Annotated in this window: 23 protein-coding genes; 9 read left to right on the plus strand and 14 right to left on the minus strand. The window is 50.2% G+C overall.

Annotated features, from left to right (window positions below):
- Nucleotides 1-121 precede the first annotated feature (121 nt).
- On the plus strand, nucleotides 122-1,189 hold the full coding sequence (locus tag IMCC21906_RS13690) for a PA0069 family radical SAM protein (protein ID WP_047013442.1): 1,068 nt from the start codon (nucleotides 122-124) through the stop codon (nucleotides 1,187-1,189).
- 4 nt (nucleotides 1,190-1,193) lie between these two features.
- Here IMCC21906_RS13690 and IMCC21906_RS13695 read toward each other — a convergent pair whose 3' ends face one another.
- The 6 genes from IMCC21906_RS13695 to IMCC21906_RS13720 all read right to left on the minus strand — a co-directional run bounded on the left by IMCC21906_RS13695 (nucleotide 1,194) and on the right by IMCC21906_RS13720 (nucleotide 6,991).
- Nucleotides 1,194-2,309, minus strand: coding sequence for an alkaline phosphatase D family protein (locus IMCC21906_RS13695; protein WP_052763545.1), 1,116 nt, complete (start codon nucleotides 2,307-2,309; stop codon nucleotides 1,194-1,196).
- Between the two features lie 60 nt (nucleotides 2,310-2,369).
- Nucleotides 2,370-3,488, minus strand: coding sequence for a chromate efflux transporter (chrA, locus tag IMCC21906_RS13700; protein WP_047012634.1), 1,119 nt, complete (start codon nucleotides 3,486-3,488; stop codon nucleotides 2,370-2,372).
- Between the two features lie 71 nt (nucleotides 3,489-3,559).
- Nucleotides 3,560-5,326, minus strand: coding sequence for a DEAD/DEAH box helicase (locus IMCC21906_RS13705; protein ID WP_047012635.1), 1,767 nt, complete (start codon nucleotides 5,324-5,326; stop codon nucleotides 3,560-3,562).
- Nucleotides 5,327-5,595: 269 nt separating this feature from the next.
- Complete coding sequence (locus tag IMCC21906_RS13710) at nucleotides 5,596-5,877, minus strand: hypothetical protein (protein WP_047012636.1); 282 nt, start codon at nucleotides 5,875-5,877, stop codon at nucleotides 5,596-5,598.
- 87 nt (nucleotides 5,878-5,964) lie between these two features.
- A complete protein-coding gene (locus tag IMCC21906_RS13715) occupies nucleotides 5,965-6,582 on the minus strand; it encodes a hemolysin III family protein (RefSeq protein ID WP_047012637.1) in 618 nt (205 codons plus the stop codon).
- Nucleotides 6,583-6,676: 94 nt separating this feature from the next.
- Nucleotides 6,677-6,991: a hypothetical protein gene (locus IMCC21906_RS13720; protein WP_047012638.1), complete on the minus strand. Its 315-nt coding sequence runs from the start codon at nucleotides 6,989-6,991 to the stop codon at nucleotides 6,677-6,679.
- A 534-nt stretch (nucleotides 6,992-7,525) separates the two neighbouring features.
- Between IMCC21906_RS13720 and cls the strand changes: the two genes are divergently transcribed.
- The 6 genes from cls (at nucleotide 7,526) to IMCC21906_RS13750 (ending at nucleotide 17,080) form a co-directional block, all read left to right on the plus strand.
- Entirely contained in the window at nucleotides 7,526-8,980 is a 1,455-nt protein-coding gene (cls, locus tag IMCC21906_RS13725) for a cardiolipin synthase (protein ID WP_047012639.1), read from the plus strand.
- The gene (locus IMCC21906_RS13730; RefSeq protein WP_047012640.1) at nucleotides 8,977-9,597 is read left to right on the plus strand and encodes a paraquat-inducible protein A; all 621 of its coding nucleotides are present in this window, start codon (nucleotides 8,977-8,979) and stop codon (nucleotides 9,595-9,597) included. Before cls ends, IMCC21906_RS13730 begins: the two co-directional genes overlap by 4 nt.
- Nucleotides 9,594-10,211, plus strand: a complete 618-nt coding sequence (locus IMCC21906_RS13735) for a paraquat-inducible protein A (RefSeq protein WP_047012641.1) — start codon at nucleotides 9,594-9,596, stop codon at nucleotides 10,209-10,211. Before IMCC21906_RS13730 ends, IMCC21906_RS13735 begins: the two co-directional genes overlap by 4 nt.
- Nucleotides 10,204-12,513, plus strand: coding sequence for a PqiB family protein (locus IMCC21906_RS13740; RefSeq protein WP_047012642.1), 2,310 nt, complete (start codon nucleotides 10,204-10,206; stop codon nucleotides 12,511-12,513). Before IMCC21906_RS13735 ends, IMCC21906_RS13740 begins: the two co-directional genes overlap by 8 nt.
- A gap of 119 nt (nucleotides 12,514-12,632) precedes the next feature.
- Nucleotides 12,633-13,934 (plus strand): efflux RND transporter periplasmic adaptor subunit, encoded by a 1,302-nt coding sequence (locus tag IMCC21906_RS13745; protein ID WP_047012643.1) that lies wholly within the window; start codon nucleotides 12,633-12,635, stop codon nucleotides 13,932-13,934.
- Nucleotides 13,931-17,080, plus strand: a complete 3,150-nt coding sequence (locus tag IMCC21906_RS13750; protein WP_047012644.1) for an efflux RND transporter permease subunit — start codon at nucleotides 13,931-13,933, stop codon at nucleotides 17,078-17,080. Before IMCC21906_RS13745 ends, IMCC21906_RS13750 begins: the two co-directional genes overlap by 4 nt.
- Nucleotides 17,081-17,109: 29 nt before the next feature.
- Here IMCC21906_RS13750 and IMCC21906_RS13755 read toward each other — a convergent pair whose 3' ends face one another.
- Entirely contained in the window at nucleotides 17,110-17,430 is a 321-nt protein-coding gene (locus tag IMCC21906_RS13755; protein WP_197085904.1) for a diacylglycerol kinase, read from the minus strand.
- 93 nt (nucleotides 17,431-17,523) lie between these two features.
- On the opposite strand from IMCC21906_RS13755, the gene glpE reads away from it, so the two are divergent.
- Nucleotides 17,524-17,844: a thiosulfate sulfurtransferase GlpE gene (gene glpE / locus IMCC21906_RS13760; RefSeq protein ID WP_047012646.1), complete on the plus strand. Its 321-nt coding sequence runs from the start codon at nucleotides 17,524-17,526 to the stop codon at nucleotides 17,842-17,844.
- Nucleotides 17,845-18,029: 185 nt separating this feature from the next.
- On the opposite strand, the gene IMCC21906_RS13765 is transcribed toward glpE, so the two are convergent.
- Nucleotides 18,030-18,356: a DUF6482 family protein gene (locus IMCC21906_RS13765; RefSeq protein ID WP_047012647.1), complete on the minus strand. Its 327-nt coding sequence runs from the start codon at nucleotides 18,354-18,356 to the stop codon at nucleotides 18,030-18,032.
- A gap of 250 nt (nucleotides 18,357-18,606) precedes the next feature.
- Between IMCC21906_RS13765 and IMCC21906_RS13770 the strand changes: the two genes are divergently transcribed.
- Nucleotides 18,607-19,422 (plus strand): enoyl-CoA hydratase-related protein, encoded by an 816-nt coding sequence (locus IMCC21906_RS13770; RefSeq protein WP_047012648.1) that lies wholly within the window; start codon nucleotides 18,607-18,609, stop codon nucleotides 19,420-19,422.
- Here the strand turns inward: IMCC21906_RS13770 and IMCC21906_RS13775 are convergent.
- The 6 genes from IMCC21906_RS13775 to IMCC21906_RS13800 all read right to left on the minus strand — a co-directional run bounded on the left by IMCC21906_RS13775 (nucleotide 19,419) and on the right by IMCC21906_RS13800 (nucleotide 26,372).
- Nucleotides 19,419-20,936 carry a SpoVR family protein gene (locus IMCC21906_RS13775; RefSeq protein ID WP_082117486.1) on the minus strand — a complete coding sequence of 506 codons (1,518 nt, stop codon included), beginning with the start codon at nucleotides 20,934-20,936 and terminating at the stop codon, nucleotides 19,419-19,421. The genes IMCC21906_RS13770 and IMCC21906_RS13775 overlap by 4 nt on opposite strands.
- Nucleotides 20,933-22,156: a YeaH/YhbH family protein gene (locus IMCC21906_RS13780; RefSeq protein ID WP_047012650.1), complete on the minus strand. Its 1,224-nt coding sequence runs from the start codon at nucleotides 22,154-22,156 to the stop codon at nucleotides 20,933-20,935. Before IMCC21906_RS13780 ends, IMCC21906_RS13775 begins: the two co-directional genes overlap by 4 nt.
- A gap of 27 nt (nucleotides 22,157-22,183) precedes the next feature.
- On the minus strand, nucleotides 22,184-24,106 hold the full coding sequence (locus IMCC21906_RS13785; protein ID WP_047012651.1) for a PrkA family serine protein kinase: 1,923 nt from the start codon (nucleotides 24,104-24,106) through the stop codon (nucleotides 22,184-22,186).
- A gap of 438 nt (nucleotides 24,107-24,544) precedes the next feature.
- Nucleotides 24,545-25,159 (minus strand): NADPH-dependent FMN reductase, encoded by a 615-nt coding sequence (locus tag IMCC21906_RS13790; RefSeq protein WP_047012652.1) that lies wholly within the window; start codon nucleotides 25,157-25,159, stop codon nucleotides 24,545-24,547.
- Nucleotides 25,159-25,863 carry an SDR family NAD(P)-dependent oxidoreductase gene (locus tag IMCC21906_RS13795; protein WP_047012653.1) on the minus strand — a complete coding sequence of 235 codons (705 nt, stop codon included), beginning with the start codon at nucleotides 25,861-25,863 and terminating at the stop codon, nucleotides 25,159-25,161. Before IMCC21906_RS13795 ends, IMCC21906_RS13790 begins: the two co-directional genes overlap by 1 nt.
- Entirely contained in the window at nucleotides 25,860-26,372 is a 513-nt protein-coding gene (locus tag IMCC21906_RS13800; protein WP_047012654.1) for a 6-carboxytetrahydropterin synthase, read from the minus strand. The genes IMCC21906_RS13795 and IMCC21906_RS13800 overlap by 4 nt, the downstream gene beginning before the upstream one ends.
- Between the last annotated feature and the right edge of the window lie 4 nt (nucleotides 26,373-26,376).

Genomic DNA, 26,376 nt, shown 5'->3' on the forward strand with positions numbered 1-26,376 from the left:
CACCTTGAGACAAAAACCCCATTTATTACAAGCATGCCCCCTGTCTCGATACCCAAAACAACAACATAAACCCCACTCAAAATACTGTACAAAAACACAGCATCATATTATTCTCGCCACCATGGAAAAGCATCAAGCAAGCAAAGTACTAAAAGGTCGAGGTAGCGCCTCGACAATGGAGGGGCGTTTCGCCATTCGCCGCATAGAGCTGGATGACAGCGGCGAGCCTCTACACCACCCCCGTACCGAGCTTAGAGCAGAAACAGCCAAAAGCATTATTAGTCGCAACCAATCACCGGATATTCCGTTTAATCTTTCTGTAAACCCCTATAGAGGCTGTGAGCAGGGTTGTGTTTATTGCTTTGCCAGGCCCAGCCACGCCTACCTGGACTTGTCTCCGGGACTGGATTTTGAAACCAAAATCAGCGCTAAACTCAATGCTCCAGAATGCTTTGAAGCAGAGCTGCGCAAAAAGAGTTATCGCTGCGAGAGTATCGCACTGGGCATCAACACCGACGCTTATCAGCCCGCCGAAAAACAGCTTGAAATTAGCCGTCAGCTGCTGGAAATAGCCCTTGCATTTCGGCAGCCTATTTCTATTGTCACTAAAAGCGCGTTGATCTTAAGAGACAAGGATTTGCTGGAAGAAATGGCCAAACACAGGCTGATTCATGTCGCTGTGAGTGTTACCACCCTCGACAATAACTTAAAGCGGATAATGGAGCCTCGCACCGCATCTGCGGCCAGTCGGCTGCGGGTTATTTCTGAACTGAGGGATATTGGCGTACCGGTGAGTGTCTTAATTGCACCGGTGATTCCGCATATTAATGACAGCGAAATGGAAGCCATTATTGAGGCCGTTGCTGATGCAGGCGCGGGGTCCGTTGCTTATATTTTATTGCGCCTGCCCCACGAACTTACTGAGATTTTTGTAGAGTGGCTGCATCAGCATTTTCCCCAGCGGGCAAACCACGTTATAAAACGCATTGAAGATATGCGAGGTGGCCGTTTATATCAAAGCCAGTTTGGCGAACGTATGCGTGGCACGGGTATCTTTGCCGAACTCCTTCAACAGCGCTTTAAAATCGCCAGCCGCAAAGCAGGATTTACTGACAAAACCCTGCCTGCACTCGACTGCAGTCAATTTCAGGTGCCGTCTAAAGCAGGTGATCAACTGTCATTATTTTAAAGCTTTATTTCTTCAGTAGCTTGAGTGGAACCCGCTCTTCACGGCGAATATTGCCCTCGCTGTCGCGTAACTGTAAAGCAAGCAAGGTATCTCCATTGTCTACGCGAATTTCCACTACGCCAAAATTATCAAGCAGCAAATTATTGCCACCTACCCGCAGCGCATTTGGCTCTTTGCTGGCGGGACTGTTCGAGGGCAAGGCCGAGTTCAATCCGCTGGAAGTCACCTCATATAACGGATAGTTTAAAGTCGAAGCCTGATAGCGAGAAATTTCCCCCAAGTGTCGGTCACCACTTAACAGCACCACAGCTTCTGCGCCGGTGTCTTTAATCAACTGAAAAAACCGCCGCCGTTCTTGCGGGAAATTAGCCCATTTTTCAAAACAGTGTTCACTCGCAAGCAGTTGAATACTGGAGGCAATTAATCGTAAGTCTGCCGGTTTTTCCAACTCACTTTTAAGCCACTGCCACTGGGTCTCCCCCAGTACCGTTGCATCATCAGCGTTATTAGCAACAATCCCGGTAGGAGCACAAGCTCCGGCAGACCGCTTTAAGGGACTGCGAAAACTGCGGGTATCCAGCAGAATCAACTGCACCGACAAGCCCGCACTGTTTACATATTGGCTGTGATACACACCGGGACCAAAGGCCTCACCCAAGCGGGACTCATCCAAGCCAAAAAACGCCGCAAAATACCCTTTTGATGCTTGCTTAAAAGGGTATTCAGCACCGCCATCATTCACGCCGTAATCGTGATCATCCCAAGTGGCGGCCAGATGTATATTTTGCTGCCGAACTGCAGCAGAAAACTGCTTAAAATCCGGATTGAACGCTAAATCACTGTACGCAGAGCCAATACGCTGTGGCTCAGCTTGCTGACGATATGGGCCCACATCACTATAAACATTGTCACCCATAAATATAAACGCGTCCGGCTGGGCTTTAACGATACTCTTCAGTACCGGCTGCGGTGCCCACTGACGCAGGCAAGAACCGAAAGCAATTCTACCAATATCACCCTTCAACACAGGGTTTGAGGCAGTGCTTACCTTGCCAGAGTTACTTGAGCAGCCAACAATGGTTAGCAATACAGCGAGAGAAAACAGAAAAATTCGAAACATAAGCGCCCCCACATACGAGTTTCTCAGTGATAACAGCTAGCTATGACAAGGCGAAGACAGCTACCAAAGTAACTGTCCTATTCCAGTAAAACTGGCAATTAAGACTAAAACCGGGCAGCGACCAGATCGCAGCGCCCAAAAACCCAACACGGCCAACAGTGTGGCCAACCACCCTTCCGGGGCATGGCTGAGAACGGGGTTAATCCACGCCGCTATTAGCATTCCCACTGCCACTGCATTGACGCCAGCGATAGCCGCTTTAGGCTTAGATAGCTGACTCAGGGCATGCCAGCCAGGCTCAATCATTAAAAGCAATAAAAAACCGGGCAGAAAAATAGCCACACACGCCAAGCCTGCCCCTGCCAAGGACGATTCTGGCCACATCTCCGCCCCCAAAAAACTGGCAAAGGAGAACATAGGGCCGGGCACGGCTTGGGCAGCGGCGTAACCGGATAAAAAATAATCTTGCTCGACCGCACCGGACAACAACGTTTCCAGTAAGGGCAACACCACGTGGCCGCCGCCAAACACTGCAGCGCCAACCTGATAAAATTGACTGAATAAGTGACCGGAAAAAACCAACGACGCCACCAGCAAGACCAAGAAAAGTCCACCACTGACTACCGAGCTAAACGGGAACTGAAAGCGATATGCCCCACTATTTGCCGGCGCTCGCCAAGCCATGACAACTGCCGCCAACAGCAATAGGGAAAACTGGGTTAGCGGTGTCATTTGAACCAGTAACAATATCGCGCTCATCAGTGCCAGTACGCGGGTAGCGGCACTGCTACAAAACTGCTTGGCCATCGTGAAAATAGCATCCACCACAACCACCACCGCCAGTAATTTAAGCCCCTGCACAGCGCCGCTTTCAAATAACGATAGATTCTGCCCGACCGTTGCAAACAGATACATCAGAAAAAAAGAAGGGAGGGTAAAACCGAGAAAGGCGAGCACACCACCCAAAGGGCCAGCGCGGTGACAGGCGATCGCAAAGCCTAATTGACTTGAACTGGGACCAGGTAAGAATTGGCAAAGAGCAAGTTTGGCAGCAAATTCATCGGCGCTGAGCCAGGCTTTCTGCTCGACAAATACCCGCCGAAAATAACCGATATGGGCAGCTGGGCCGCCAAAACTGATGCAACCCAAGCACAAAAATTGAACAAAAACCGCCAGCAATTGTTTGCTCCCCGCGCTGCGTAATCAGTCAGCGCAAAGTATAGCGGTTTCTTATGACAGCAAAAACAGCCCTATTTAGTAGGGCGCTTCGCCTTACTGATAAAGCTACGACCATCGTTGGCCTTAGATCTCGCCTTCGCTTTTTTGTTTTTGGGATTGCCCCCAGGTTTTTTAGTCCGCGGCTTTTGGGGACGATCTGCCACATCGCTACCCTGATATACCGACGCCCGCAATTGTTGACCGGCGACCCATACGTCTTGCAACGCAGACAACACGTTATCAGACACATTGCCTGGCATTTCGACAGTGCTGAAATCCTTAAACAACTGGATACGACCAATTTCCTGGCCCGACAAGCCGGTTTCATTGGCGATGGCGCCAAGGATATTACCCGCACTTACACCGTGCTCACGGCCTACTTCAATACGGTAGCGATTCATATCGGCAGACATGCCACGCTTTTTCTCTGCCGATTTCTCGGTTCTAGGCGCCTCAGGGGCCATAAACAGCGGTTTGTCATCCTGAGCAAGAATAGCCAAGGCTGCGGCCATATCCAAAGGATCGGCGTCTTGCTGGGCGGCGTAATCGGTTAGCAATGATCGATACGCTTGCAAATGTGGCGACTGCATGGATTCTTGAATCTGCTGAAGAAAACGATCTTGACGCAGAGCATTGATGTTATCGGCGCTGGGCAGGGCCATTTCCTGAATGCTTTGACGCGTCGCTTTTTCAATGCTGTAAAGCATGCGCTTTTCTCTGGGCGCGACAAACAGAATCGCATCACCCTGACGGCCAGCACGACCCGTTCGGCCTACCCGGTGCACATAGGCTTCAGTGTCATTGGGAATATCGTAGTTAATAACGTGGCTGATACGCTCAACATCCAGCCCCCGAGCAACCACATCGGTGGCTACCAGAATATCCAGCTTGCCAGATCGCAACTGCTCAACCGTGCGCTCGCGCTGGGTCTGGGCAACATCACCATTGAGGGGCGCCGCTGCAAACCCGCGGGCTTGTAGTTTTTCAGCCAACTCCGTGGTTTGCACTTTGGTGCGCACAAAAATGATCATGCCGTCGAAAGCTTCCGCCTCAAGAATACGGGTCAGCGCGTCGAGCTTATTCGTGCCCCGAGCTAACCAGTACCGCTGGCGAATCGTCACCGCTGTGGTTGTTTTCGTTTTAATGGTGACCTGTTGGGGATCCGTCAAATAGGTATTGGCAATACGACGAATAGCCGGCGGCATGGTTGCCGAAAACAAGGCGATTTGACGCTGCTCAGGCACTGCAGACAGAATCCACTCCACATCATCAATAAAACCCATGCGCAGCATTTCATCTGCCTCGTCCAAAACGAGGTGATTGAGTTCAGCTAGCGACAGCGTGCCCCGGCGCATATGGTCCATAACTCGGCCTGGTGTACCCACAACAACTTGGACACCACGTTTTAATGCTTGCAGCTGGCCACGATAATCGGCGCCGCCGTAAATAGGTAAAATTTGAAAGCCTGGCATATTCGTGGCGTATGTCTGAATGGCTTCAGCCACCTGAATCGCCAATTCACGGGTTGGAGTCAACACCAGCGCTTGTACAGATTTACGACGAGACAAGTCCAAACGAGACAACAACGGCAAGGCAAAGGCCGCGGTTTTGCCCGTACCGGTTTGAGCCTGACCCAAAACGTCTTTGCCCTCTAACAACAATGGGATAGTAGCGGCTTGGATGGGTGACGGGCTTTCGTAGCCCACCGCCTTCACCGCTGCCAGAACCTCAGGCCGTAGGTTCAGGTCGTCAAAAGTAAGATCGTCGCGAGCGTCCGCGGATTGGGATGGTGAAGACATTAGCATTACCGTGGTATATCTGGAGCGCTGCCGCATTAGGCGATGGGCGGGCCAGGGAGTGTCGAAAAAGCAGATCGCGCATTATACGCGCTACTCCGGGCAATTACCCTAAAAACCTGTGCGGTTTACGGTACTATTACCTAGCAGCACCTAGAGCGAATACCTAGCAGCACAATAAATCTGCCGTCTACTGTGGTCCCGTACCCAAAAAACACCGACTGTAATCCATAAATTGCTTTGTGTTTAATGACGTGCATTAACCCTGGGCATCAACCACTGACCCAGCGAAACATCATGCAAGACCAAAGTAAATAGCTTACCAATGCCGCCGGATACGCTTTTTGCCCAATATCACTGCGGGCTAACTGCTGATGACCCGCATACACCAATGCCGCCGAAACCAATAGATGCAACAGCATTTGACTGGCCGCAGCCGGCCAAGCGTAAATCACGGTTTGAAAATGCAATGGACTTATTAGAGCCAACAACAAGAGCCCTAAATTGAGGTAGCCAAAACCAACAACAAATTTATAGTGCCAGATGCGTGTCACCCCAAAGTTATCTGCGTTAAGTTATCTGCGGTAAGAGGTATAAACGGGTTAATACACGTTGTTCGGCCGCGTCGCTATACCATTTCGTTATGCCACATAAAGATACACCGTAAAAAAGTGACAAACACTGCCACCTAGCACCATCAAATGCCAAATACCGTGAAAATGCGGCACTTTTTTATCAAACACATAAAAAATAATGCCCAGAGTATAAGCCACACCGCCGGACAGTAGCAGCGTGAAGCCCCCCTCTGGCAATGCGGCTATCAACGGTTTCATCAGTGCCAGCGACAACCAGCCCATTAAGAGGTAGATAATAATCGCCCACAGCCGCCGCTTTTCTTTTGGAAAAGACTCAACCACCATCCCCAGAGCAGCCAAGCCCCAAATAATCCCAAACATCCACCAGCCAGACTCTCCTCTTAAAGTAACGAGCAAGAAGGGCGTGTAGGTACCGGCGATCAGCAAGTAAATTGCCAAGTGGTCTAGCTGGCGGTATAGGGCTTTATGGGGCCCGCGAGTGGCGTGATATAGAGTAGAAAACAAGTAGAGCATTAACAGGCTAATGCTATAAACAGTGAAGCTAACGGTCTTCCAAATTTCACCCTCTTGGAAAGCCGGAACCACCAACAATAAACCACCGCACAGCGCAGCAACAGCGCCGAGCAAGTGAGTAATACTATTCAGTCGCTCACCTTTATACACGAGTTACTCGCAGAGTTATTAATGGATAGGGGATGAGTTCAGCATAAAGGCACTTTTTATGCAAAAACAAAAACGGGCTGCAACCGCTTGCGCACTAGGCTTTCTCGCGAAGTGGACTGGCACCTTCAAATAAAATTTCAACATGATTGGCGCCATTGGTGCAAACCACTTTGCGGATACGAATATTGCCAAGACGGCCATCTCTAAGCTTGATGCTGTATTCACTGTGCACAGCCTCAGCATCACTCAAACCCAGATCGCGGTTTTTAGTTAAGTGAAGACAACCTCCCCAACTGGCAAACTTACGATCAGCGGTGACGTCATCACTGCTTGCACTGCTGATATACATGGGTACATCAGTCAATAGCTCTTCGTCATTTCTTAACACGCTGCCATGTGTCAAATCCATTGACTCACCTCCACAATAACAATTGGATTTGTAATAACCATCCTGGTTACCACCTGCCGATTCTGGCATTGCTTGCAGTATCTTCACGGTTACTGAGAACCCAAGGCTCTAGGCTCTAGACAACCGTCTGTCTACAAAGAGACTGCGCTAAGAAAAGCAGCCGCTCCGACTCAACAAGCTATAAATGCGACAAAGTTAGCGCTTATCAGTTCCTAAGCAAGTTCCGGCACCCATCCAAATAGCTGATTACCGGCCCGGAGAACGCGCTTTTGTGAACCCCATCACAACTAACCATTATCGTTATAGTGTGTATTTTCTGCCAACTTCAGAGAATTAGCAAGAAAAACTCAAAAATAGCTATCCGTAAAAACCGCAGTCTTCGCTACTGTTTATTGCAACACCATCAATATTTACAAAAAGCGTAATACTGGTGCGGCTTTAGCGGCACTTTATAATCCCGTATGCTGTCTACCAGCGCAGCCCACCATTGTTTAAGGACGGATACATTTGGCCGGAGAAGGTTCGTTGTCGACGATGCTAAATTGGTTTAATGCCGATCTCGCCACCTTTGCGGCAGCGTTATATGCTCTGTTTTCAGTGCTGGGCATCTTATCCGCACTGGAGGCGATCCTAAAAACCCGTACCGCTCAGGGCGCGGCAGCATGGGCGATTGTATTGGTGGGTATGCCCATTGTGTTCGTGCCCCTCTATTGGGTGTTTGGCCGTCGCAAGTTTCGCGGCTACGCCATGGCCAAGCGCAGCGCCAATGCAGAAATCGCCCGCATTGCCCATAGCTTAGGCAATGATTTTGACGACTTTCGTCCAGAGGGTAGCGCCACCTACCAAATGCGGGGATTAGAGCAGCTCACTGCCCTGCCCTTTAGCTGTGGCAATAGCGCTGAACTGCTCATTGACGGCGACCGGGCCTTCAATAATATGTTTGCCCATATCCGTAACGCTCAAGACTATATACTGCTTGAATATTATATTATTCGTGACGACAGTATCGGCCAGGAGCTCGCCGACTTACTCATAGAAAAGGCCGCTAGCGGCGTGGCGATATACTGCATTTACGACGAAATTGGCAGCTTTCAACTATCCCGACGCTACCTGCAAAAACTCCGCAAAGGCGGGATAAAGGTCACTGCTTTTAACAGCACCAAAGGTCTGGGAAACCGCCTGCAGCTGAATTTCAGAAACCACCGCAAAATTCTCATAGTCGACGGTAAATACTGCAGTATTGGCGGCATGAATATTGGCGATGAATACCGCCACCGTCATCCAAAGCTAAGCCCGTGGCGAGACACCAGTCTCAGCATTAGCGGCCCAGCCATACAGGCCGTACAACTGGCCTTTGCAGAAGACTGGTATTGGGCCTGCGAAGAGTTGCCAACACTGAACTGGCAAGTCAAAGCCTGCGATGCCAGTCATCACGGCAGCAATTACGATAGTTTGATTCTCGCCTCTGGACCCGCCGATACGGTTGATAGCTGCGCGCTGATGTTTCTTGATCTCATCCACCAAGCAAGAGACCGGCTCTGGATTGTCAGCCCTTACTTTGTTCCTGATGCACCGGTAATTCTCGCCTTGCAACTTGCCGCCATGCGGGGGGTGGATGTTCGGATTATGTTGCCCAAAAATCCTGATAAATTACTCATACAGCTCTCTTCTTATTCGGCAATAAAAGAGACAATGGCAAAAGGCGTACAGTTTTATTACTACCAAAAAGGCTTTCTTCACCAAAAAGTCATGTTGGTAGATGAAGAATTGGCCATGGTCGGCACCGCCAATTTAGACAACCGCTCATTCAGGCTAAACTTTGAAATCTGTGCATTAATCCATAACCGAGATTTTGCCATTAAAATGGAAACCATGCTGCAACACGACTTAGATGCCTGCCGTCAGCTACTGCCCAGAGAAGTCGCCAACTGGAGCTTTTTTCGACGACTGGTAAGTCGCTGCGCCTATCTATTTGCGCCGCTGCAATGACCCCCATCCGCCCAGACAAACTCTGCGCCTGCCCCGATTGCGACCTGTTGCTAGATGCCCTCGACGACAAGAGCAGAAATCAGCAACGCTGCCCCCGTTGCAACGCCCTGCTGCTAGCCGAACATAGAGGCCCCAGCAACCTCGCTTTAGCTGCGGCGGTCAGTGGTTTGATTCTGTTTGTGCCCGCAATAACCCTGCCCATCATGGAAGTAAATATGGTGGGCCGATATGGCAGTCACTCGCTGTTGAGTGGTATCGAGCGTCTGCTTATTGAAGGCGAAACGGCACTTTCTGTACTGGTTTTACTGTGCTCGATCGCCGCCCCTTTTTTACAGCTTTTTCTGACGGCGTTAATTTGCCTCTGTATCAACCGCCGTCGCTACCCCAATCATTTCCCCACCTTGCTTAAAGTCAGCCATTGGATGCAGGAATGGAGCATGCTGGAAGTCTTTGCCATGGGCGCATTGGTGGCGTATATCAAAATGATGGACCCCGGCGAAGTAAACCTGGCTAACGGCGCATGGTGCGTGGCCGGGCTGTTAATCTGTCTCATTGTTACCAGCCAACACTTCCATCAACATAGTGCCTGGCGATATTGGTCGGAGCGCAACTCATGACAACGGCCAAAGAAATGGGGCTAGCCCGCTGCCATCACTGCGGCCAGCTTAGCGAATTAATAGATACCGCCCCCGACCAACAAGCTCTTTGTCCTTGCTGCCATGGCGAACTGCATTTTCGCCAACCCCGAAGTCTCCAGCGTACTTGGGCATTCTCTTTAGCCGCCGTGGTAATGTTAATTCCGGCTAATGTGTTGCCTATTTTAACGGTGATTCATTTTGGCAAAGGCGAACCCGACACCATCATGTCGGGCATTATTGACCTCTGGCAATCAGGGCTATGGGTGATTTCCGCTATCGTTTTTATTGCCAGTATCCTCGTCCCCGTTATTAAGCTACTGGCCATTGTTTTACTTCTATTGGTGGTGCATTGGCGACTGCCCCTCAACAAGGCTCAATGTATTTTGCTGTATCGTTTTGTTCATTTTATTGGTCGCTGGTCCATGCTGGATTTATTCATGATTTCAATTCTGGTGACCTTGGTTCATCTCGGCAATATTGCCAATGTAGAGAGTGGCCCCGGAGCAACCGCCTTTGGCGCCGTGGTAGTGTTAACGATTTTTGCCGCCAACAGCTTTGACCCGCGATTGATTTGGGATTTAGAACATGAGTGAAAACAACAGACACACTGCGGTAGTGAAACCCAAACGTGGTATTTCTGCGGTATGGCTACTACCCATTATCGCGCTGGGGATTGCGCTGTGGCTGCTCTATAAAGACATCACCAGTGCTGGTTTAGAAATCACCGTTTCGTTTGAAAACGGCAGCGGCATCTCTGCTGGCAAAACCCCGGTGATATATCAAGGCATTAATGTCGGCAAGGTCAGTCGTCTCAACCTTGATGACGACCTCAGCGGCGTAACCGCAACCATTGAGCTGGACACTCAGATCACTCCGCTTATTAAAAAAAATACTGAGTTCTGGCTGGTCAAACCGCAAATTTCCCTGTCCGGCGTTTCGGGGCTAGACACTTTGGTCGCGGGCAACTACATCAGCTTCAAGCCCGGCGACGGTAAAGAGGCCGACCGCTTTACGGCTTTGCCAGAACCCCCGCCCTTTGCCAACAATGCCCCCGGTTTAAAGCTCATTCTTGAGGCAGAACAGCTAGGGTCCATTAGCATCGGCGCGCCGGTGCTCTTTCAGCAGATTGATGTGGGCGATGTAGAAGGCTATCAACTCAGTGAAAACGGCGTAGAAATCAATCTGCGTTTAGATCCTCAATACACCCATTTGGTAAACGAAAGCTCTCGGTTCTGGAATCATTCCGGCGTTAAAATTGAGGCTGGACTGCAGGGTATTAACCTTAATGCAGGCTCTATGGCCAGTATCATTGCCGGAGGTATCGCCTTCGACACCCCCAACAAACAAGCCGAAAAAACCAAAGACGGCCGTCGCTTTACCCTCTACGCCAACCAAGCCTTGGCCAGAGGAAGCCAATATATCGATATCCATTTTTACAAACCCGATGGCGTAAAAGCAGGCACCAAGGTCAGAATGGAAGGCATAGAAGTCGGTGAGGTAGAGTCCGTCAGTTTTACAGAAGATGACCCCACCCGTGGCGCCGATGCAAAAGTCCGTATCACCGCCCCAAACCAGCGCTACCTCAACGGCGAAACCCAGTTCTGGCTAGTCACACCAGAGGTTTCGGCAAGTGGCATCAGTGGCCTGGATACCCTCATTGGCGGCCCCTATATCGCGATGAAAGTGAATGGCCAAAAAGGCGAGCCCTTAGTTGCCTACACCGCACTGAACAAACCACCACAAAGCCGCATACAAGCACCAGGCTTACGCTTACGGCTCCACGCCGAAGAACTACACTCGGCCCGAGAAGGCACTAAAATATACTTCCGTAAAATCCCTGTGGGCCAGGTAGAAACCGTCGAGTTGACTCGCAAGGGTGTTGAACTGGAAATTTTTATACACCAGCGTTACCAACATCTGGTGCACCGAGAATCGCAGTTTTGGAACGCCAGCGGTATTTCTATCAGCGGTGGCCTAAGCGGTTTGGATATTCAAGCAGAGTCTTTAAGCAGCATTGTCGCCGGGGGCATTGCTTTTCATACCCCTGAAACAAAAACACCCCAAGCTGCGTGGGAAGGGCTGAAATACACCCTCTACCCCAATTACCAAAGCACCTACGCTGAAGAAGGCGAGGATATTAGTATCCGTTTTGACACTGGCAATAGCGTTAACAAAGGTACCGAGCTGAAATATCAAGGGATCAAAGTTGGCGAGGTCAGTGCAGTTGAACTTAGCAGCGATATGGCTGGCGTTGTTGTGCGTGCACACTTGGTGCCCTCGGCCACAGCATTGGCTAAAGAAGGCAGTCAATTTTGGGTCGTCAAACCACAACTGGGGCTGGTGGGCACCAGCAACCTAGAAACATTGGTCACCGGCAGTTACATCAGTGTTCGTCCCGGCAGTGGCATGCCCAAGGACTACTTTACGGGTTTAAATAAACCCCCGGCCATGAAACAACCCAAAGACGGCTTAAACCTGGTGCTCAGTGCGGACCAGCGCGGCTCTATTAAAGAAGGGGTCAAAGTATTTTACCGAGACATTCCCGTGGGCGAAGTATTTGCCTACGAGCTGTCGGCAGATGCCAAAAAGACGCTTATCCATATCAATATTCAACCTCGCTTTGCAGGCCTGGTTAGAAGCAATAGCGAATTCTGGAATTCCAGTGGCGTTGCCGTTAAGTTTGGTCTTTTTAGTGGCACGACCATTCGCAGCAAATCATTAGAATCCTTATTGGAAGGCGGCATCGCCTTTGCCACCCCTAACGAAGACAGCATGGGCGGCATTGCCGCACAAGGCAGTCAATTTAAACTCCACGGCTCAGTTGAGCCCGAATGGTTGCAATGGTCACCAAGTATTCACATCCCCAGCACAGAGGACACCGAGAACCGACGATAACGTTGATACTCGTACTAACGCACAGCAACAACACACACCGGTATATCTGTCCGGCCAAACTCAGTATTATGGCCGACTGCATATAAGCTGTTGCCCCTTCTGCGCAAAGAGATTGCAATTTGAGTACAAAAACCAAGCAAATATTCGGCGTTCTGCTAATTATCGCTATTGGCATCGTTATCGCAGCGGCATTGTATTGGTTGCGTCCTGCACCTGAGCAGGTCCACATTCAACAAGCCCCCTTGCTAGTGGATGTGGCCGTAGCAACCGAGCAATCGCTACGCATTCACGTTCGTTCCCAAGGTAGCGTCCAAGCCCGCACGGCGACTAATTTAGTGTCAGAAGTCGCGGGGAAAGTCGTGTCTCTTGCAGACGGTTTTGAAGCCGGCGCACTGGTACAAAAAGGCGATGTTCTGCTACAGATAGATAACCGTAATTACCAAGCTCAACTAAAGCGCGCCGAAGCCGCCGTAGCCACCGCTGAAAGCAATCTTTCTCAAGAACAGGGCCGGAGCGCCGTTGCCAAGAACGATTATGAAAAGTATCCCCGCAGTAAAGTAACTAGCAGTGCCAAAGCGTTAGCACTGCGCCACCCCCAGCTCGCAGAAGCACAGGCGAATCTCGATGCAGCACAAGCCGACTTATACAGCGCCCAAACCGATTTAGCCCGCACCACAATTCGAGCCCCCTATCGCGCCATTATCCGCAGCCGCAATGTGGATCTTGGGCAATACCTCACCGTTGGCGGCCAAGTGGGCGAACTGTTCTCGGTAGATCGCGCCGAAGTACGCTTACCGATAGCGGACTCCAAACTCGACTACCTAAACCTGCCTGCATTAAGTGATGGCAGCGCCCAAAACAATGTTAACGATGATCCCGACAAAAATACCGACAACACCGTAAACAAGAATCAGAGCACAGCGACACTGAGCGACGAACAAGGTCGGCAATGGCGTGCAACCATAGTCCGCAGCGAAGCCGTGTTAGATGAACGCAGTCGGGTGCTTTTTTTAGTGGCTAGAGTAGAAGACCCATACAGTTTGAATAGCGACACGCCCCTGCTTCGGGTCGGCAGCTTTGTCAACGCCAGTATTGAAGGTCGACTGTTTGAGAATTTAATCGTCGTTCCTCGGCATATTTTGCGCACCGGCAATAAACTCTGGGTGGTCGACTCACAAGACCAATTGCAAAACCGCAGCGTGTCCATGCTGAAAACAGACGGCGACTTTGTTTACATTACCGATGGCGTTCAAGCCGGTGAGCGTATTGCTCTTGCCGCACTTCCCAGCGCCATTGCGGGCAGCAAGGTCCGCATCCACTCAGAGACTCCTAGCACCGAACTGATCGCCAATAACAAACGGAAAGCAAAAAATCAGCAGGACCCGAGGAATAATGACCACAGGGATACGCCATCCCGATGAGTGAGGAGCGACTCAACACGCGTAAAGGTGTGATTCCTTGGTTTGCCCGCAACTCCGTTGCCGCCAACTTGTTGATGTTTGCCATTTTGCTGATTGGTCTGGGCTCAGCGTTTACTATTCAAAAAACCATTCAACCTGAATTCGAAATCAACGTTGTTCAAATCACCGTTATTTACCCCGGTGCCACACCAGAAGAAGTTGAGCGCGGCGTTATTCTTAAAATTGAAGAAGCTCTGGCCGACATCGATGCCATCAAAACCCTCGACGCCACCGCTGACGAATCACTGGCAACCCTGAAAGCAGAAATTTACGAAGACAATGATATTAATGTCGTGGTCGATGAAATTAAAAGTGCCATCGACGCTATCGTTAGCTTTCCCGCTGAAATAGAACGCCCCGTGGTCAAGCAGCTTGAGTTTAATAATCACACCATTGTGCTACAGCTCTACGGCAATCTGGACGAACGGGGCATGAAGGAGCTAGCCGAACAGCTAAAACAAGAGCTACTGCAAAAAGACGATGTTGCTTTTGTCCAAATAAATGGCGCTAGAGACTTTGAGATTTCCATAGAAATTTCTGAGCATCGCCTGATGAAATACCACCTCACCTTAGGCGAGGTGGCCGATGCCATCAGCAGAAGTTCACTGGATGTGCCCGCAGGCTCCTTGAGAACCGAAAATGGCAACATCATGCTCCGCACCCGGGCTCAAGCCCGGCAACAGCAGGAGTTTGAAAACCTCATACTCATCAGCTACCCCGATGGCACCCGGCTAACCTTGGGCGATGTCGCGACGATTCGAGATGAGTTTGTCGAAGAAGATAGCTTCTCGTATTTCAACAGCCAGCCCAGCATTGGTATGCAGGTATTCAGCATTGGCAAGCAAGACTTGATTGACGTCTCCACCGCTGCCAAGGAGTTTGTCGCAGAGCAGCAAGGCCGTCTGCCGGAAGGGGTCAAGCTAGATCACTGGGCCGACATCAGCTATTACCTTGAAGGCCGTATGGACATGATGCTGAAAAACCTCAGCATGGGTGCGCTGCTGGTTTTTATCGTGCTGGGTATGTTCCTCAATATCAAACTGGCCTTTTGGGTGATGGTCGGGCTGCCCATCTGCTTTCTGGGCACCTTTGCACTGATGCCTACCGTCGGCATTACCCTCAATATGCTCAGCCTGTTTGGCTTTATTCTGGTGCTGGGGATTGTCGTCGACGACGCCATTATTATTGGCGAAAGCGCCTATTCTGAAGCGGAAAAATACGGCCATTCCAAAGACAGTGTTATTCGTGGTGCTTTGCGAGTCGCCACGCCGGCTACCTTTGGCGTGCTAACCACCATCATGGCCTTCTCGCCTACACTATTTTCAGACGGTGCCTTTTCACCGTTTCCAGAATCTGTAGGCTGGGTCGTCATACTCTGTCTTGGGTTTTCGCTATTGGAATCCAAATGGATCCTACCCGCTCACCTTGCCCACAGCCGTCCTGCCACCGGCGCAATCTGGCAAAAACTCGACCGCTTACCCAAGGCTTGTAATGGCTGGCTGAATAATTTTGTTGAGCGCCGTTATCGACCCTTTATCCACCGCGCCATCAAACAACGTTATATCACCGGTGCCATCTTTACCGCCATGTTGATCATCACTACGGGCTTGATTGCTGGAGGCATTGTGCGTTTTGTTTTTATCCCGGAAGTCCCCAGCGACTTCCTGCAAGCAAAACTGGAGATGGTGGAAGGCAGTGCCGACGCCCAAACCCGCCAGGCCTTTGAACAGATAGACAATGCATTGCGGGACATTGATCAAGCCTACCAATCAGAGCATGCCAATAACGAAGAAAAGCACCTGTTCAAACACGTGGCGGCCTACGGTAGCCAAGGTCGCTTAGTGAACTTTATGGTAGAACTGAGCAAGAATGAAAACCGGGATATTGATGGCAACGAAATCGCCAGGCGCTGGCGTGAAGCCATCGGCGAAATTCCCGGTGCCCGAGTGTTATCCGTTAGCGCCGCCGATCAGACGACGGGGCCAGCCATTTCGATCAAGCTCGCCAGCAATAATCCCCGCGAACTGGAACTGGCTGGCAGACGCTTTGAAGAAGCACTGACTCATTACAAAGGCGTCTACGATATTCGCAACAGTGCCAGCGCCGTGCGAGACGAAATTGTCTTAGAGTTAAAACCCAGTGCAGAAAACCTCGGGCTCTCAGCGGCGGTGCTGGGACGACAGGTTCGCAATGCCTTTTATGGCGCCGAAGCCCAACGCGTGCAGCGCGGCAACAACGAAGTAAAAGTGATGGTGCGCTATCCTCGCGATGAACGCAAAGCCATTTCTGACCTGCAAAATATGTATATACGCGGCAGCGAAGGCGATTTCATTCCCCTCAGTGCCGTCGCCAATGTGCACATCGAGCCTGGCTACAGTAAAACCACCCGGGTTGACGGTGAGCGCGCGCTGACCATTACCGCCGAAGTCGATAAAGAAACAACCCAGCCCACTAGCGTCACCAGTTCCGTTATTGCAGACGTTTCTGAGCAACTAAAAGCCGATGCCCCCAGCGTATCGGTCTCACTTAGCGGTGAAAGCGAAGAAACGGGCAAATTATTTAGCAGCTTAATGCAGGGCTTCGCTATTGCCCTATTGGGTATTTTTGGTCTGCTGGCAGTCCCCCTGCGCTCGTATCTGCAACCGCTGATTATTATGGGCGTTATCCCTTTTGGCATTATTGGCGCGGTATGCGGCCATCTGTTCTTAGATATGGCATTCAGCATGATGTCATTTTTCGGCATCATCGCCTTATCCGGTGTCGTGGTGAATGACAGCTTGATTATGGTGGACTTTATCAACGCCGCCATCGCCAGAGGCGAACCTTTGCATAAAGCCGTGGTGGACGCGGGGTGTAGCCGCTTCAGGGCTATCTTGCTAACCTCCCTCACCACCTTTTTTGGCTTGCTACCCATGCTGCTGGAAGATAGCCTTCAAGCCCAGTTTGTCATTCCCATGGCGGTGTCTTTAGGCTTTGGTATTGTCTTCGCCACCGTGATCACACTGATCCTGATTCCCTGTTTGTATATTGTACTTGACGATTTTAAATCCCTAGCAGGGAAAGGCGTCGAAGAAAATCAAGCAAACCAAGCAGAAACGTCCCCCTAAAAAAGTCAGCGCACTGTATTGACGCCCTATTAAGGCCAAAAAATAATTGCGATGAGTAGCGCTGCCACAAACCGAGAAATCAACAACATCGCCGCGCTATAGTCTGCTATATCCTTAGGCCTTGTGAACGCCAACTCTGCGCTGCCCAGCAATACCTCAGCAACGCCATTGACAAGCTGAGCAAGCCAACAAAGCCCAAGGGCAATCACAAGCAAAGCCCACTCCACTCCATCAAGCCCCACTAACACCGCCAAGCCCAGCGCGGCCAAACTCAACAACCCGAGCAGCTTCCCCGCGAGTCCTTGCATTAGCAATAGACTTATCCCATTTAAACCACTGTTTACGCTCATCTGCACACCTTGCCCAAAACTTCCATATTTAGAGCGTTTTGTTTGCTTAGCCATCGCGATACCATGTCCTTTTAATTATTGGAATATCACCCCATGCCTGCTTTTAAACGAATTTCCCCACAACAGGCTCAAGAACTGATCAGTACCGGCGGCCAATTGGTAGACATCCGCGATGAACAGTCTTACCAAATGGCTCATATCCCAAATTCAGTTCATCTCGGCAATCATAACCTGCAAGCCTTCGTCGACAGCACAGACCCTGAAAAAGCCTTGATCGTGGTGTGCTACCACGGCAACAGCAGCCAAAGCGCCGCGCAATATTTTGCCGATCAAAATTTTAGTGAAGTGTATAGCATGGACGGCGGCTTTGAACTCTGGCGGCAAATTTATCCCGACCAAAATGAAAGCACATAGCACTGTTAGCAAAAGCGACTCAACACGATAATGATGAATGCGCCGACTGTCATCGCTCCCGATTCAAATCTAAGAACGCGTTATAAGACAGACGCATTTTACGTAATAGCGCCATCAAGCTCATTACAGGCAGCACTCCGGTGAACAAGACCAAAAGAAATGCGCCAAGCCTTTTGACGCGCGCGCTAAGCGACGTTCTCTTCGTAGGCCGCTAGAGGAATCCGCATTGAATTCGATGCAATACCAGGGTTACTGATCATTTCACCGTGGCTGCTGTCATCAAGTAAATAGACATTGCGGCAACCTGCCGGGGCCAACAATCGACGCATTTCACTCATTTTGGCTCGACAAAGAGGTGTATTGGGCAGTTCGTAGACGCGCAATACATGAGCACCAAGTACCACCGAGGCAACATATAAGCCGCCTTCGAGAGAATGGATAATGACCTCGTCGACAGGCAATGCTGCCAATTGATCTAGAAAGACTAGCGATTTATTTTTTTTGTTTAACATAATTTTCCTCCAGCTACCTGTATAGAGGACAACATTTAGGTGTTATGAGTTTCCTAAAACACCGACTTCTGAAAGATGCCGACTTGCGCTCAGCACCTGCTACGCGACCTTTCGCGCCTTACCGGGGTTATATATACAATTAGTGTGCCGACAAGAGACAGTGCAGGTAGACTTACTTAACTTTGTAAGTATCCTTTGACATAAATCAGCTAACGCCGAGGCTATTAAAGACGGTTTTCAGGAGATCGCCATGTTAGAGCAGCCCTCTCTGCAAGATGCGACACTAACGCATCGTAATGGCTACGCCATTTGCGAATTTCAACGAGACGATGTTCGTAATGCCCTTACCGGTACTGCACTCATAGAGGACATCTGCGCTGTTTTGGACTGGGCCAACAGCGACATCCGCATTGCCTGTGTCATTTTTACCGGTCAGGGCAGCGCCTTCAGCTCCGGCGGCAATATTAAAGAGATGGCGGAGCAACGCGGTATGTTTGGTGGCTCTCCTGCGGAAATAAGCGAGGCCTATCGCAAGGGTATACAGCGTATGAGCCGAGCGGTATTTAATGCCGAGGTTGTCACTATCGCCGCCGTTAACGGCGCAGCGGTAGGGGCGGGATTTGATATGTGCTGCATGTGCGATTTACGCATTGGCTGTGAGGCCACCCGCTTTGGCGAGACTTTTGTAAATTTAGGCATTATTCCAGGAGATGGCGGCGCGTGGTTTTTACAGCGTTTAGTGGGCTACCAACGGGCTGCTGAACTGACCTTTAGTGGCCGTATTATCGATAGCCAAGAAGCACGGAACCTGGGGCTCTTGCTGGAGTGTGTCGACAAGGATCAATTATTGGCAACGGCAGAAAATTATGCGGCCAGCTATGCCAGTAAGCCGCCGCTGGCACTGAGGCAAAGCAAACGCTTAATGAGGGTCGCCCAGCGCCAAGAACTCGATGACTTTCTGGATCTTTGCGCCGATGTTCAAGCCCAGTGCCATCACACTCAAGATCACCAGCGTGCGCTACACGCCTTTCTTAACAAAGAGCCTGCCCACTTTAAGGGAGACTAGTGACTCACTGGATTGACTTCGATTTTATCGACCAAGCCAGCCTCGTCATCCACAATTTCCATAGTGACTTTAAAGCCCCACAAGTAGCAGAGGTGTTTCATCACCTCTTTGGCCTCATCAGACAGAGGCCGCTCCTTGAGGCGGTTATAACGCAGGACCAGTGAACGGTCCGTCATATGCTCATAGCGTACAATTTGAATATCGGGCACCAACATATCCCGGTTGTACTGTTTGGAAAGCGTGCGGCGCACTTCCCGATATCCATCTTCATTATGAATCGCGTCGATACGCAAATGATCCTCTTTATGCTTGTCCGAAATAGCAAAGAGATGAAATTCGCGAATCAGCTTGGGTGACAAGTATTGATTAATAAAGGACTCATCCTTGTAGTTGCGCATGGCAAAGTCCATCACTTGTCGCCAGTCCTTACCGGCAATATCCGGAAACCACTCCCTATCTTCATCATCGGGCGCTTCACAGATCCGGCGAATATCCTTCATCATCGCAAAACCCAGCGCATAGGGATTAATCCCAGAATAAGCGGGATGATCATAACCGGGCTGCATCACCACATTGGTATGGGACTGCAATACCTCAAACATAAAACCATCGTCCACCAACCCCCGGTCGTACAAGGCATTAAGCAAGGTGTAATGCCAAAAGGTCGCCCACCCTTCGTTCATCACTTTAGTAAGGCCTTGGGGATAAAAGTACTGGGCCAGCTTGCGCACAATGCGAACAATTTCCCGCTGCCACGGCTCTAACGTTGGCGAGTACTTTTCAATAAAGTACAGCATGTTTTCCTGAGGCTCTGGCGGAAAAACCTGCCTGGATGGCATCTTTTCTTTTTTCTGCGCTTTGTTTTCTGGCAACGTCCGCCAAATATCATCAAATTGCTTCCAGGCCTGTTCATCTCGGTTGTGCTGACGCTGTAATTCCTCTGTTGCCGATAATGGTGATGGCCGGTGAAACCGGTCTACGCCGTGGTCCATCAAGGCGTGGCAGGCATCTAGCATTTCCTCAACGCGGGATTCACCATAACGCTGTTCGCAGTCAAAAATATATTTGCGGGCAAAGACCATGTAATCAACAATACCGTCGGCGCTGGTCCACTGCCTAAAAAGATAATTGCCTTTAAAAAAAGAATTGTGGCCATAGCAGGCATGGGCAATCACCAGTGCCTGCATGGGCATGCTGTTATCTTCCATTAAATAAGCAATACAAGGATCGGAATTGATCACAAGCTCATAAGCCAAGCCCCGCATACCTCGACGGTAGGCCTCTTCATTGCGAATAAACTCTTTGCCATAACTCCAATGTGCATAACTGATAGGCAGACCGACCGAAGCATAGGCATCCAGCATTTGCTCTGAGGCGATCACCTCTATTTGGTTGGGATAAGTATCAAGGCCATATTCTTTGGCCAATTTGCTGATCTCGCGATCGTATTCCTGCAACAACTCAAAATTCCAATCCCCACCTCGAGAGAGGATGCGTTCTTTTGCGTCACTCATGCAGTCTCCCTCTGAAACAGCTCTCTTAACACCGGATATACATCACTGCGATGCAAAACAGTGCTCATGGCAAAGCTCTCGTGCTGAATCTGACTATAGGCCGACCCCAATGGCGTAAGGCTGCTCATGCTGTCAGGTATCTCCACATAGGCAAAGTAACGACAGGAGGGCAAAATATCTTTGCTCAAGCGCGCAGCGCTACGCTGAGGATCGCTACCAAAGGCATCGCCATCAGAGACTTGCGCGCCGTAGATATTCCAACTGGCGGGGTCGTAGCGTTCATCCATAATTTCAATCATCAAGTTCAATGCCGACATCACAACGGTGCCGCCAGTTTGAGGGTCGTGAAAAAATGAATGCTCGTCTACTTCTTCTGCATTAGAGGTGTGACGAATAAACACCAGTTCTACCTGCTCATATTTTCGGTTGAGAAACATATACAGCAAGGTGAAAAAGCGTTTGGCGAGATCTTTCTTTTGCTCTGACATGGATGCAGACACATCCATTAAACAAAACATAACGGCGCGACTTATCGGTTTGGGTTCTTTCACTTTGTGACGAAAACGCAGATCGTATTCGTCCAAAAAAGGAATACGTTCAATACGGGACTTGAGGGCAGCAATGTCCTCTTCGCTGCCCTCGTTTTCCTCTAACTCCCGGAGCTGCCGCTTTAATGGCGCCTTTAATGCGATCCGCCGGGCCATGGCGTTCTCTAAAGACCGTTTTACCGACAGGTTGGCGGGCACACCGCTGGGGGTATAACCCGCTCGACGAAATTTAAACTGATTACTGTCGCCCAATACAGTTCGGGCCAGGCGGGGCAATTCCAGGTCGTCAAAGAACAGGTTCATAAACTCTTCTTTAGAGAGTGTGAACATGAAGTTATCTTCACCACCGCCGCCTTCGCCGCCGCCCCCATCTCCAGAGCCGCCGCCACCGCCACCTTGGGGTTTTTCTATTAAGTCACCGGGGGAAAAGCTGTGATTACCGGGATGGACCATATCCCGGTCGCCGCCTTTGCCAACGCGAAACTTGGGTTCAGAAATATCCTTGGTCGGAATACCCACTTCCCCACCCCGCGACATATCGGTGATGGAGCGATCTGAAACAATATCTGCCACAGATCGTCGCAATTGGGATTTATAACGCCTGATAAAACGCTGGCGATTAGTCGCGTTTTTGTTGCGATCATTCAGGCGGCGGTCAATGATCATTGACATAATTCGCCCCTTGATTCAGTGATTGTTTTAGCCTGCTTTCCTAACCCGAAGATACCACTCAGAGAGCAGCCGAACCTGCTTGGGTGTATAGCCTTTCTCAACCATACGGGTCACAAAGTTTTCGTGCTTCTGTTTATCTTCCACAGAGGCTTTGGCATTAAACGAAATCACTGGCAACAGTTCTTCGGTGCTTGAGAACATTTTCTTCTCAATCACTTCTCGCAGCTTCTCGTAGCTGGTCCAGCTGGGATTCCGCCCCTCATTTTGCGCTCTGGCTCGAAGCACAAAATTCACCGTTTCATTACGGAAATCCTTGGGATTGGCGATGCCCGCAGGCTTCTCGATTTTCTCCAGTTCGCTGTTCAAAGTGGAGCGATCAAAAATCGCACCGGTTTCTGGGTCGCGATAATCCTCATCTTGAATCCAGTAATCGGCAAAGGTCACATAGCGATCAAAGATGTTTTGGCCGTATTCTGCATAGGACTCCAGATACGCCGTTTGAATTTCCTTACCCACATATTCGGCATAACGAACCGCCAGCCAGCCTTTGATAAATTCCAAATATTGACGCTGCATATCTTCGGGCAATTGTTCCCGCATAATGCGCTGTTCCAACACATACATCAGATGCACCGGGTTGGCGGCAATCTCAGAATTGTCGTAATTGAATACCGCAGACAACACCTTGAAGGCAAACCGGGTAGACATGCCATTCATGCCTTCATCAATACCGGCATAATCCCGATACTCTTGATAAGACTTGGCGGCGGGATCGGTGTCTTTCAGCGATTCGCCGTCATACACCCGCATTTTGGAATAAATACTGGAATTTTCTGGCTCCTTAAGCCGGGTCAGCACCGAGAACTGAGCCAACATTTCCATGGTACCGGGGGCACAATTGGCATCGGCCAAGGAGCTACCACGTAGCAGTTTCTCGTAGATTTTAACTTCTTCAGAAACCTGCAGACAGTAAGGCACTTTGACGATATAAACTCGGTCAAGAAAGGCCTCATTATGCTTATTGTTTCTAAAGCTCTGCCACTCAGACTCATTGGAGTGGGCCAAAATCACGCCTTGAAAGGGAATCGCAGAAAAGCCTTCAGTGCCCTTATAGTTGCCCTCTTGCGTTGCCGTCAGCAAGGGATGCAGCATTTTAATGGGCGCTTTGAACATCTCGACAAATTCAAGCATGCCCTGATTCGCCAAGCACAAGCCACCGGAGTAAGAGTAGGCATCGGGGTCGTCCTGAGCGTAGGCTTCCAGCTTGCGGATATCGACCTTGCCCACCAAGGTAGATATATCCTGGTTGTTTTCGTCACCGGGCTCCGTTTTGGTAACGGCAATTTGTTTAAGCACGGATGGTTGAATTTTCACCACCCGGAACTGGCTCATATCGCCTTCGTATTCCTGCATGCGTTTAATCGCCCACGGCGAGGAAATGCCGGTGAGGTAGCGAGAAGGAATGCCATACTCTTCTTCAAGCTGGGGGCCGTCGCGCAGCGGATCAAAAAGCCCCAAAGGTGATTCATTGATGGGGGAATCTTTAATCGCGTAGATTGGATAGGCTTCCATCAATTTTTTCAGGCGTTCGGCAATCGACGATTTACCGCCACCGACAGGGCCTAGAAGATAGAGCACCTGTTTCTTTTCTTCCAAACCTTGGGCGGCATGTCGAAAGAAAGCCACAATCTGGGAGATCACGTCTTCCAGACCATAAAATTCAGCAAATGCGGGATAACGGGGAATAACCCGATTTGAAAAAATACGCGACAAGCGTGGGTCGTTGCGCGTATCTATAAGCTCTGGCTCGCCAATGGCAGCCAGCATACGCTCTGCCGGGGTGGCATAAACCATTGGGTCGCTGCGACAAAGGTCGAGATAGTCCTCAAGGGACATTTCCTCTTCTTGGCCCCTGAGGTATTGCTCTCGGATGTTCTCTAAGATGCCCATTCCTGCAATCTCCTTCTGTGCTACTACGCAATAAAGCGATAAGAAAAAAGGTGGAGAGAATGTTCAAAAATCCGTTCGACTTGTCTTTACTCTACTCTGATACGTACACCGCATCCAGTTCGATTGCACCTTTACTTGGCGAATAGTTCTGTGAATACCCCAGTAAAGAGTGACGCGAATAAACGGCGTAAAAGTAAAACTATCTCAGCCCCTTCCTTATGATCATCATTCGCTGGGCAGCAGGAAACTATCTTGGAATATGCCTACATCGTTAGCGCTATTACTTAGCTTCGGTAACGAGAACCCAACGTGATAGAGCGTCACTGTCGACGAACAAGCTCCAAAAATTTGCAAAATTTGCTTCCACAAAACACGTTGCAAAGTTAGTGCCTAAGCGACCATTTTGAAAAGATTTGTAATGTAAGGCTGGGATCAGCCTCACATACCGTGGGGATAATCGCCGATATCCAAAGCGCCAGAACGGCGCGCGGGCGCCAGGGCTGCGGCGTAGGTGCAGAGCATCGCCAAACCAAAATTCATACGCGAACTCAGGTAATTATGGCTGCGTTCATCATTATTTTCGGCGTTGTCGTTAAACACCTTTTCAACCCGGCGCACAATTAAATGCTCCGGTATGTAGCAGATCCGGCTGTTCTTGTAACTGCTACTCCGCAATTCTGCCACCGGATACGTGCCACCCTCGCCAGCCGATACGCCAATAATATAAGCCGGTTTATTAGCCAACTCGCCATTCGCGCAAAGCAAAAACAGGTTCTTCAACCCGGCAGGCACCATGCCGCTCCACTCGGGAGAAATCACCACAAAACCATCGCAACGACTCAGCTCCGACATCAGTGGTGTTAATTCTGCCTGCCAGTCCTCGGTGTTTTCCCAAACACCCTCATCCCACAGCGGCAGCGGATTGCCCGCAAGATCAAAGGTGAATACCGACTGACACTCCGTCATTGCGGTCAGTTTTGCGGCAACGCTTCGGGCCACTTTACTACTTTGGGAATGCTGTCGATGACTGCCAACAATAATACCTATTTTCATTAATTCTCCACCTGTCCCAGATTGGCATGAATCACCGAGCCATTGATCACTGGATTCGTCGCGCAAAACCAAATACTGTCGGCAATTTCCACGGGTGAAATCAGTCGACCCTGGGTCACCATACCGGTGATTGCGGCCAGCACCTCCTGATTGCCGCCAATTTGGCTGCGCAGCATATCAGTGTCAGTAAAACCGGGGCAGACACAGGCGCTGTGAATACCCTTGCCGTTTAAATCCTGGACGGTGGCTTTCATCAAACCAATAACCGCGTGCTTGCTGGCCACATATGACGTGGTGCCAGCAACGGCTTTTTCGCTGAGCGTTGAACCAATATAAATAACCGCAGACCCCCGCTTCATTTCGGGAATCAATAAGCGGTTCAGCTCCTGGGGCGCGACCAGATTAATCTGCAACACATGACGGAAATTGTCTGCCGCCAGATCAGTGACTTTATCAAACTCCTGGCGGGCGGCATTGTGAAGCAGCACCACTTCTGAGGCATTGGCGACAAGCTCTAACAGTTGCTGGCGACAAGCTTGCAACCAGTCCAACTGAGCCATATCTGCGCCAATGTGAAGGGCATTTTGCAGCGGTGTCGGCCGGCGGGAAATATTCACCACCTGATAGCCCTCGGCCTGAAACCGCTCCGCTGCCGCAAGACCAATGCCCTGACTTCCGCCGGTAACAATCAAAAGCTTAGTCATAGCACCTCCCCGGCATTGCGTTGCCAACTGGCCGAACCCCACTGTCCCGGTCCCGAGGAAACTTTCATAATCAACTCGCTAATTTCATTGCCTTCGATAAAAGGTGCATCTTCGAGCAAGCGTTCCAGTAAATAGCGGGCAAATTCCTCAACCGTAGTATTGCGAATAGGCAGTACCAGCGTATCTGAGCAAAGAAAGCGCATCTCTTCGCCATTAAAATCGGCGCGATAGTAGTTGCCCTCTTTGTTGACCTGCAAATACGGCGACTCTCCCGGCAGCAACGTGTATTCATCTATCGACGCACAGAGCGCTCGTAAACGCGTTTTAATTTCCACATAGCTAAAGCACATGCCGTTGTCGCCCACTTCGGCAGTAAGCAGCAGGCTAACTTTAAAATTGTGACCGTGGAGACGCTCCCGATCCGTGGCGGAAAAAATCGTAAAATGCGCCCCTGAAAACTTCAGGTCCTCTTTGCAAATTTCGATACAGGTCTGGCTTTGTAAAGGCATTGTA

Source organism: Spongiibacter sp. IMCC21906, from assembly GCF_001010805.1.
Taxonomy (GTDB): domain Bacteria; phylum Pseudomonadota; class Gammaproteobacteria; order Pseudomonadales; family Spongiibacteraceae; genus Spongiibacter.

What these genes read in the sequence shown, in the direction of transcription:
- IMCC21906_RS13690 (WP_047013442.1), top strand. Translation starts at nt 122, where the DNA reads ATGGAAAAGCATCAAGCAAGCAAAGTACTAAAAGGTCGAGGTAGCGCC.
- IMCC21906_RS13695 (WP_052763545.1), bottom strand. Translation starts at nt 2,309, where the DNA reads ATGTTTCGAATTTTTCTGTTTTCTCTCGCTGTATTGCTAACCATTGTT.
- IMCC21906_RS13705 (WP_047012635.1), bottom strand. Translation starts at nt 5,326, where the DNA reads ATGTCTTCACCATCCCAATCCGCGGACGCTCGCGACGATCTTACTTTT.
- IMCC21906_RS13720 (WP_047012638.1), bottom strand. Translation starts at nt 6,991, where the DNA reads ATGGATTTGACACATGGCAGCGTGTTAAGAAATGACGAAGAGCTATTG.
- cls (WP_047012639.1), top strand. Translation starts at nt 7,526, where the DNA reads ATGCTAAATTGGTTTAATGCCGATCTCGCCACCTTTGCGGCAGCGTTA.
- IMCC21906_RS13730 (WP_047012640.1), top strand. Translation starts at nt 8,977, where the DNA reads ATGACCCCCATCCGCCCAGACAAACTCTGCGCCTGCCCCGATTGCGAC.
- IMCC21906_RS13735 (WP_047012641.1), top strand. Translation starts at nt 9,594, where the DNA reads ATGACAACGGCCAAAGAAATGGGGCTAGCCCGCTGCCATCACTGCGGC.
- IMCC21906_RS13740 (WP_047012642.1), top strand. Translation starts at nt 10,204, where the DNA reads ATGAGTGAAAACAACAGACACACTGCGGTAGTGAAACCCAAACGTGGT.
- IMCC21906_RS13750 (WP_047012644.1), top strand. Translation starts at nt 13,931, where the DNA reads ATGAGTGAGGAGCGACTCAACACGCGTAAAGGTGTGATTCCTTGGTTT.
- IMCC21906_RS13755 (WP_197085904.1), bottom strand. Translation starts at nt 17,430, where the DNA reads ATGAGCGTAAACAGTGGTTTAAATGGGATAAGTCTATTGCTAATGCAA.
- glpE (WP_047012646.1), top strand. Translation starts at nt 17,524, where the DNA reads ATGCCTGCTTTTAAACGAATTTCCCCACAACAGGCTCAAGAACTGATC.
- IMCC21906_RS13765 (WP_047012647.1), bottom strand. Translation starts at nt 18,356, where the DNA reads ATGTTAAACAAAAAAAATAAATCGCTAGTCTTTCTAGATCAATTGGCA.
- IMCC21906_RS13770 (WP_047012648.1), top strand. Translation starts at nt 18,607, where the DNA reads ATGTTAGAGCAGCCCTCTCTGCAAGATGCGACACTAACGCATCGTAAT.
- IMCC21906_RS13775 (WP_082117486.1), bottom strand. Translation starts at nt 20,936, where the DNA reads ATGAGTGACGCAAAAGAACGCATCCTCTCTCGAGGTGGGGATTGGAAT.
- IMCC21906_RS13780 (WP_047012650.1), bottom strand. Translation starts at nt 22,156, where the DNA reads ATGTCAATGATCATTGACCGCCGCCTGAATGATCGCAACAAAAACGCG.
- IMCC21906_RS13785 (WP_047012651.1), bottom strand. Translation starts at nt 24,106, where the DNA reads ATGGGCATCTTAGAGAACATCCGAGAGCAATACCTCAGGGGCCAAGAA.
- IMCC21906_RS13790 (WP_047012652.1), bottom strand. Translation starts at nt 25,159, where the DNA reads ATGAAAATAGGTATTATTGTTGGCAGTCATCGACAGCATTCCCAAAGT.
- IMCC21906_RS13795 (WP_047012653.1), bottom strand. Translation starts at nt 25,863, where the DNA reads ATGACTAAGCTTTTGATTGTTACCGGCGGAAGTCAGGGCATTGGTCTT.
- IMCC21906_RS13800 (WP_047012654.1), bottom strand. Translation starts at nt 26,372, where the DNA reads ATGCCTTTACAAAGCCAGACCTGTATCGAAATTTGCAAAGAGGACCTG.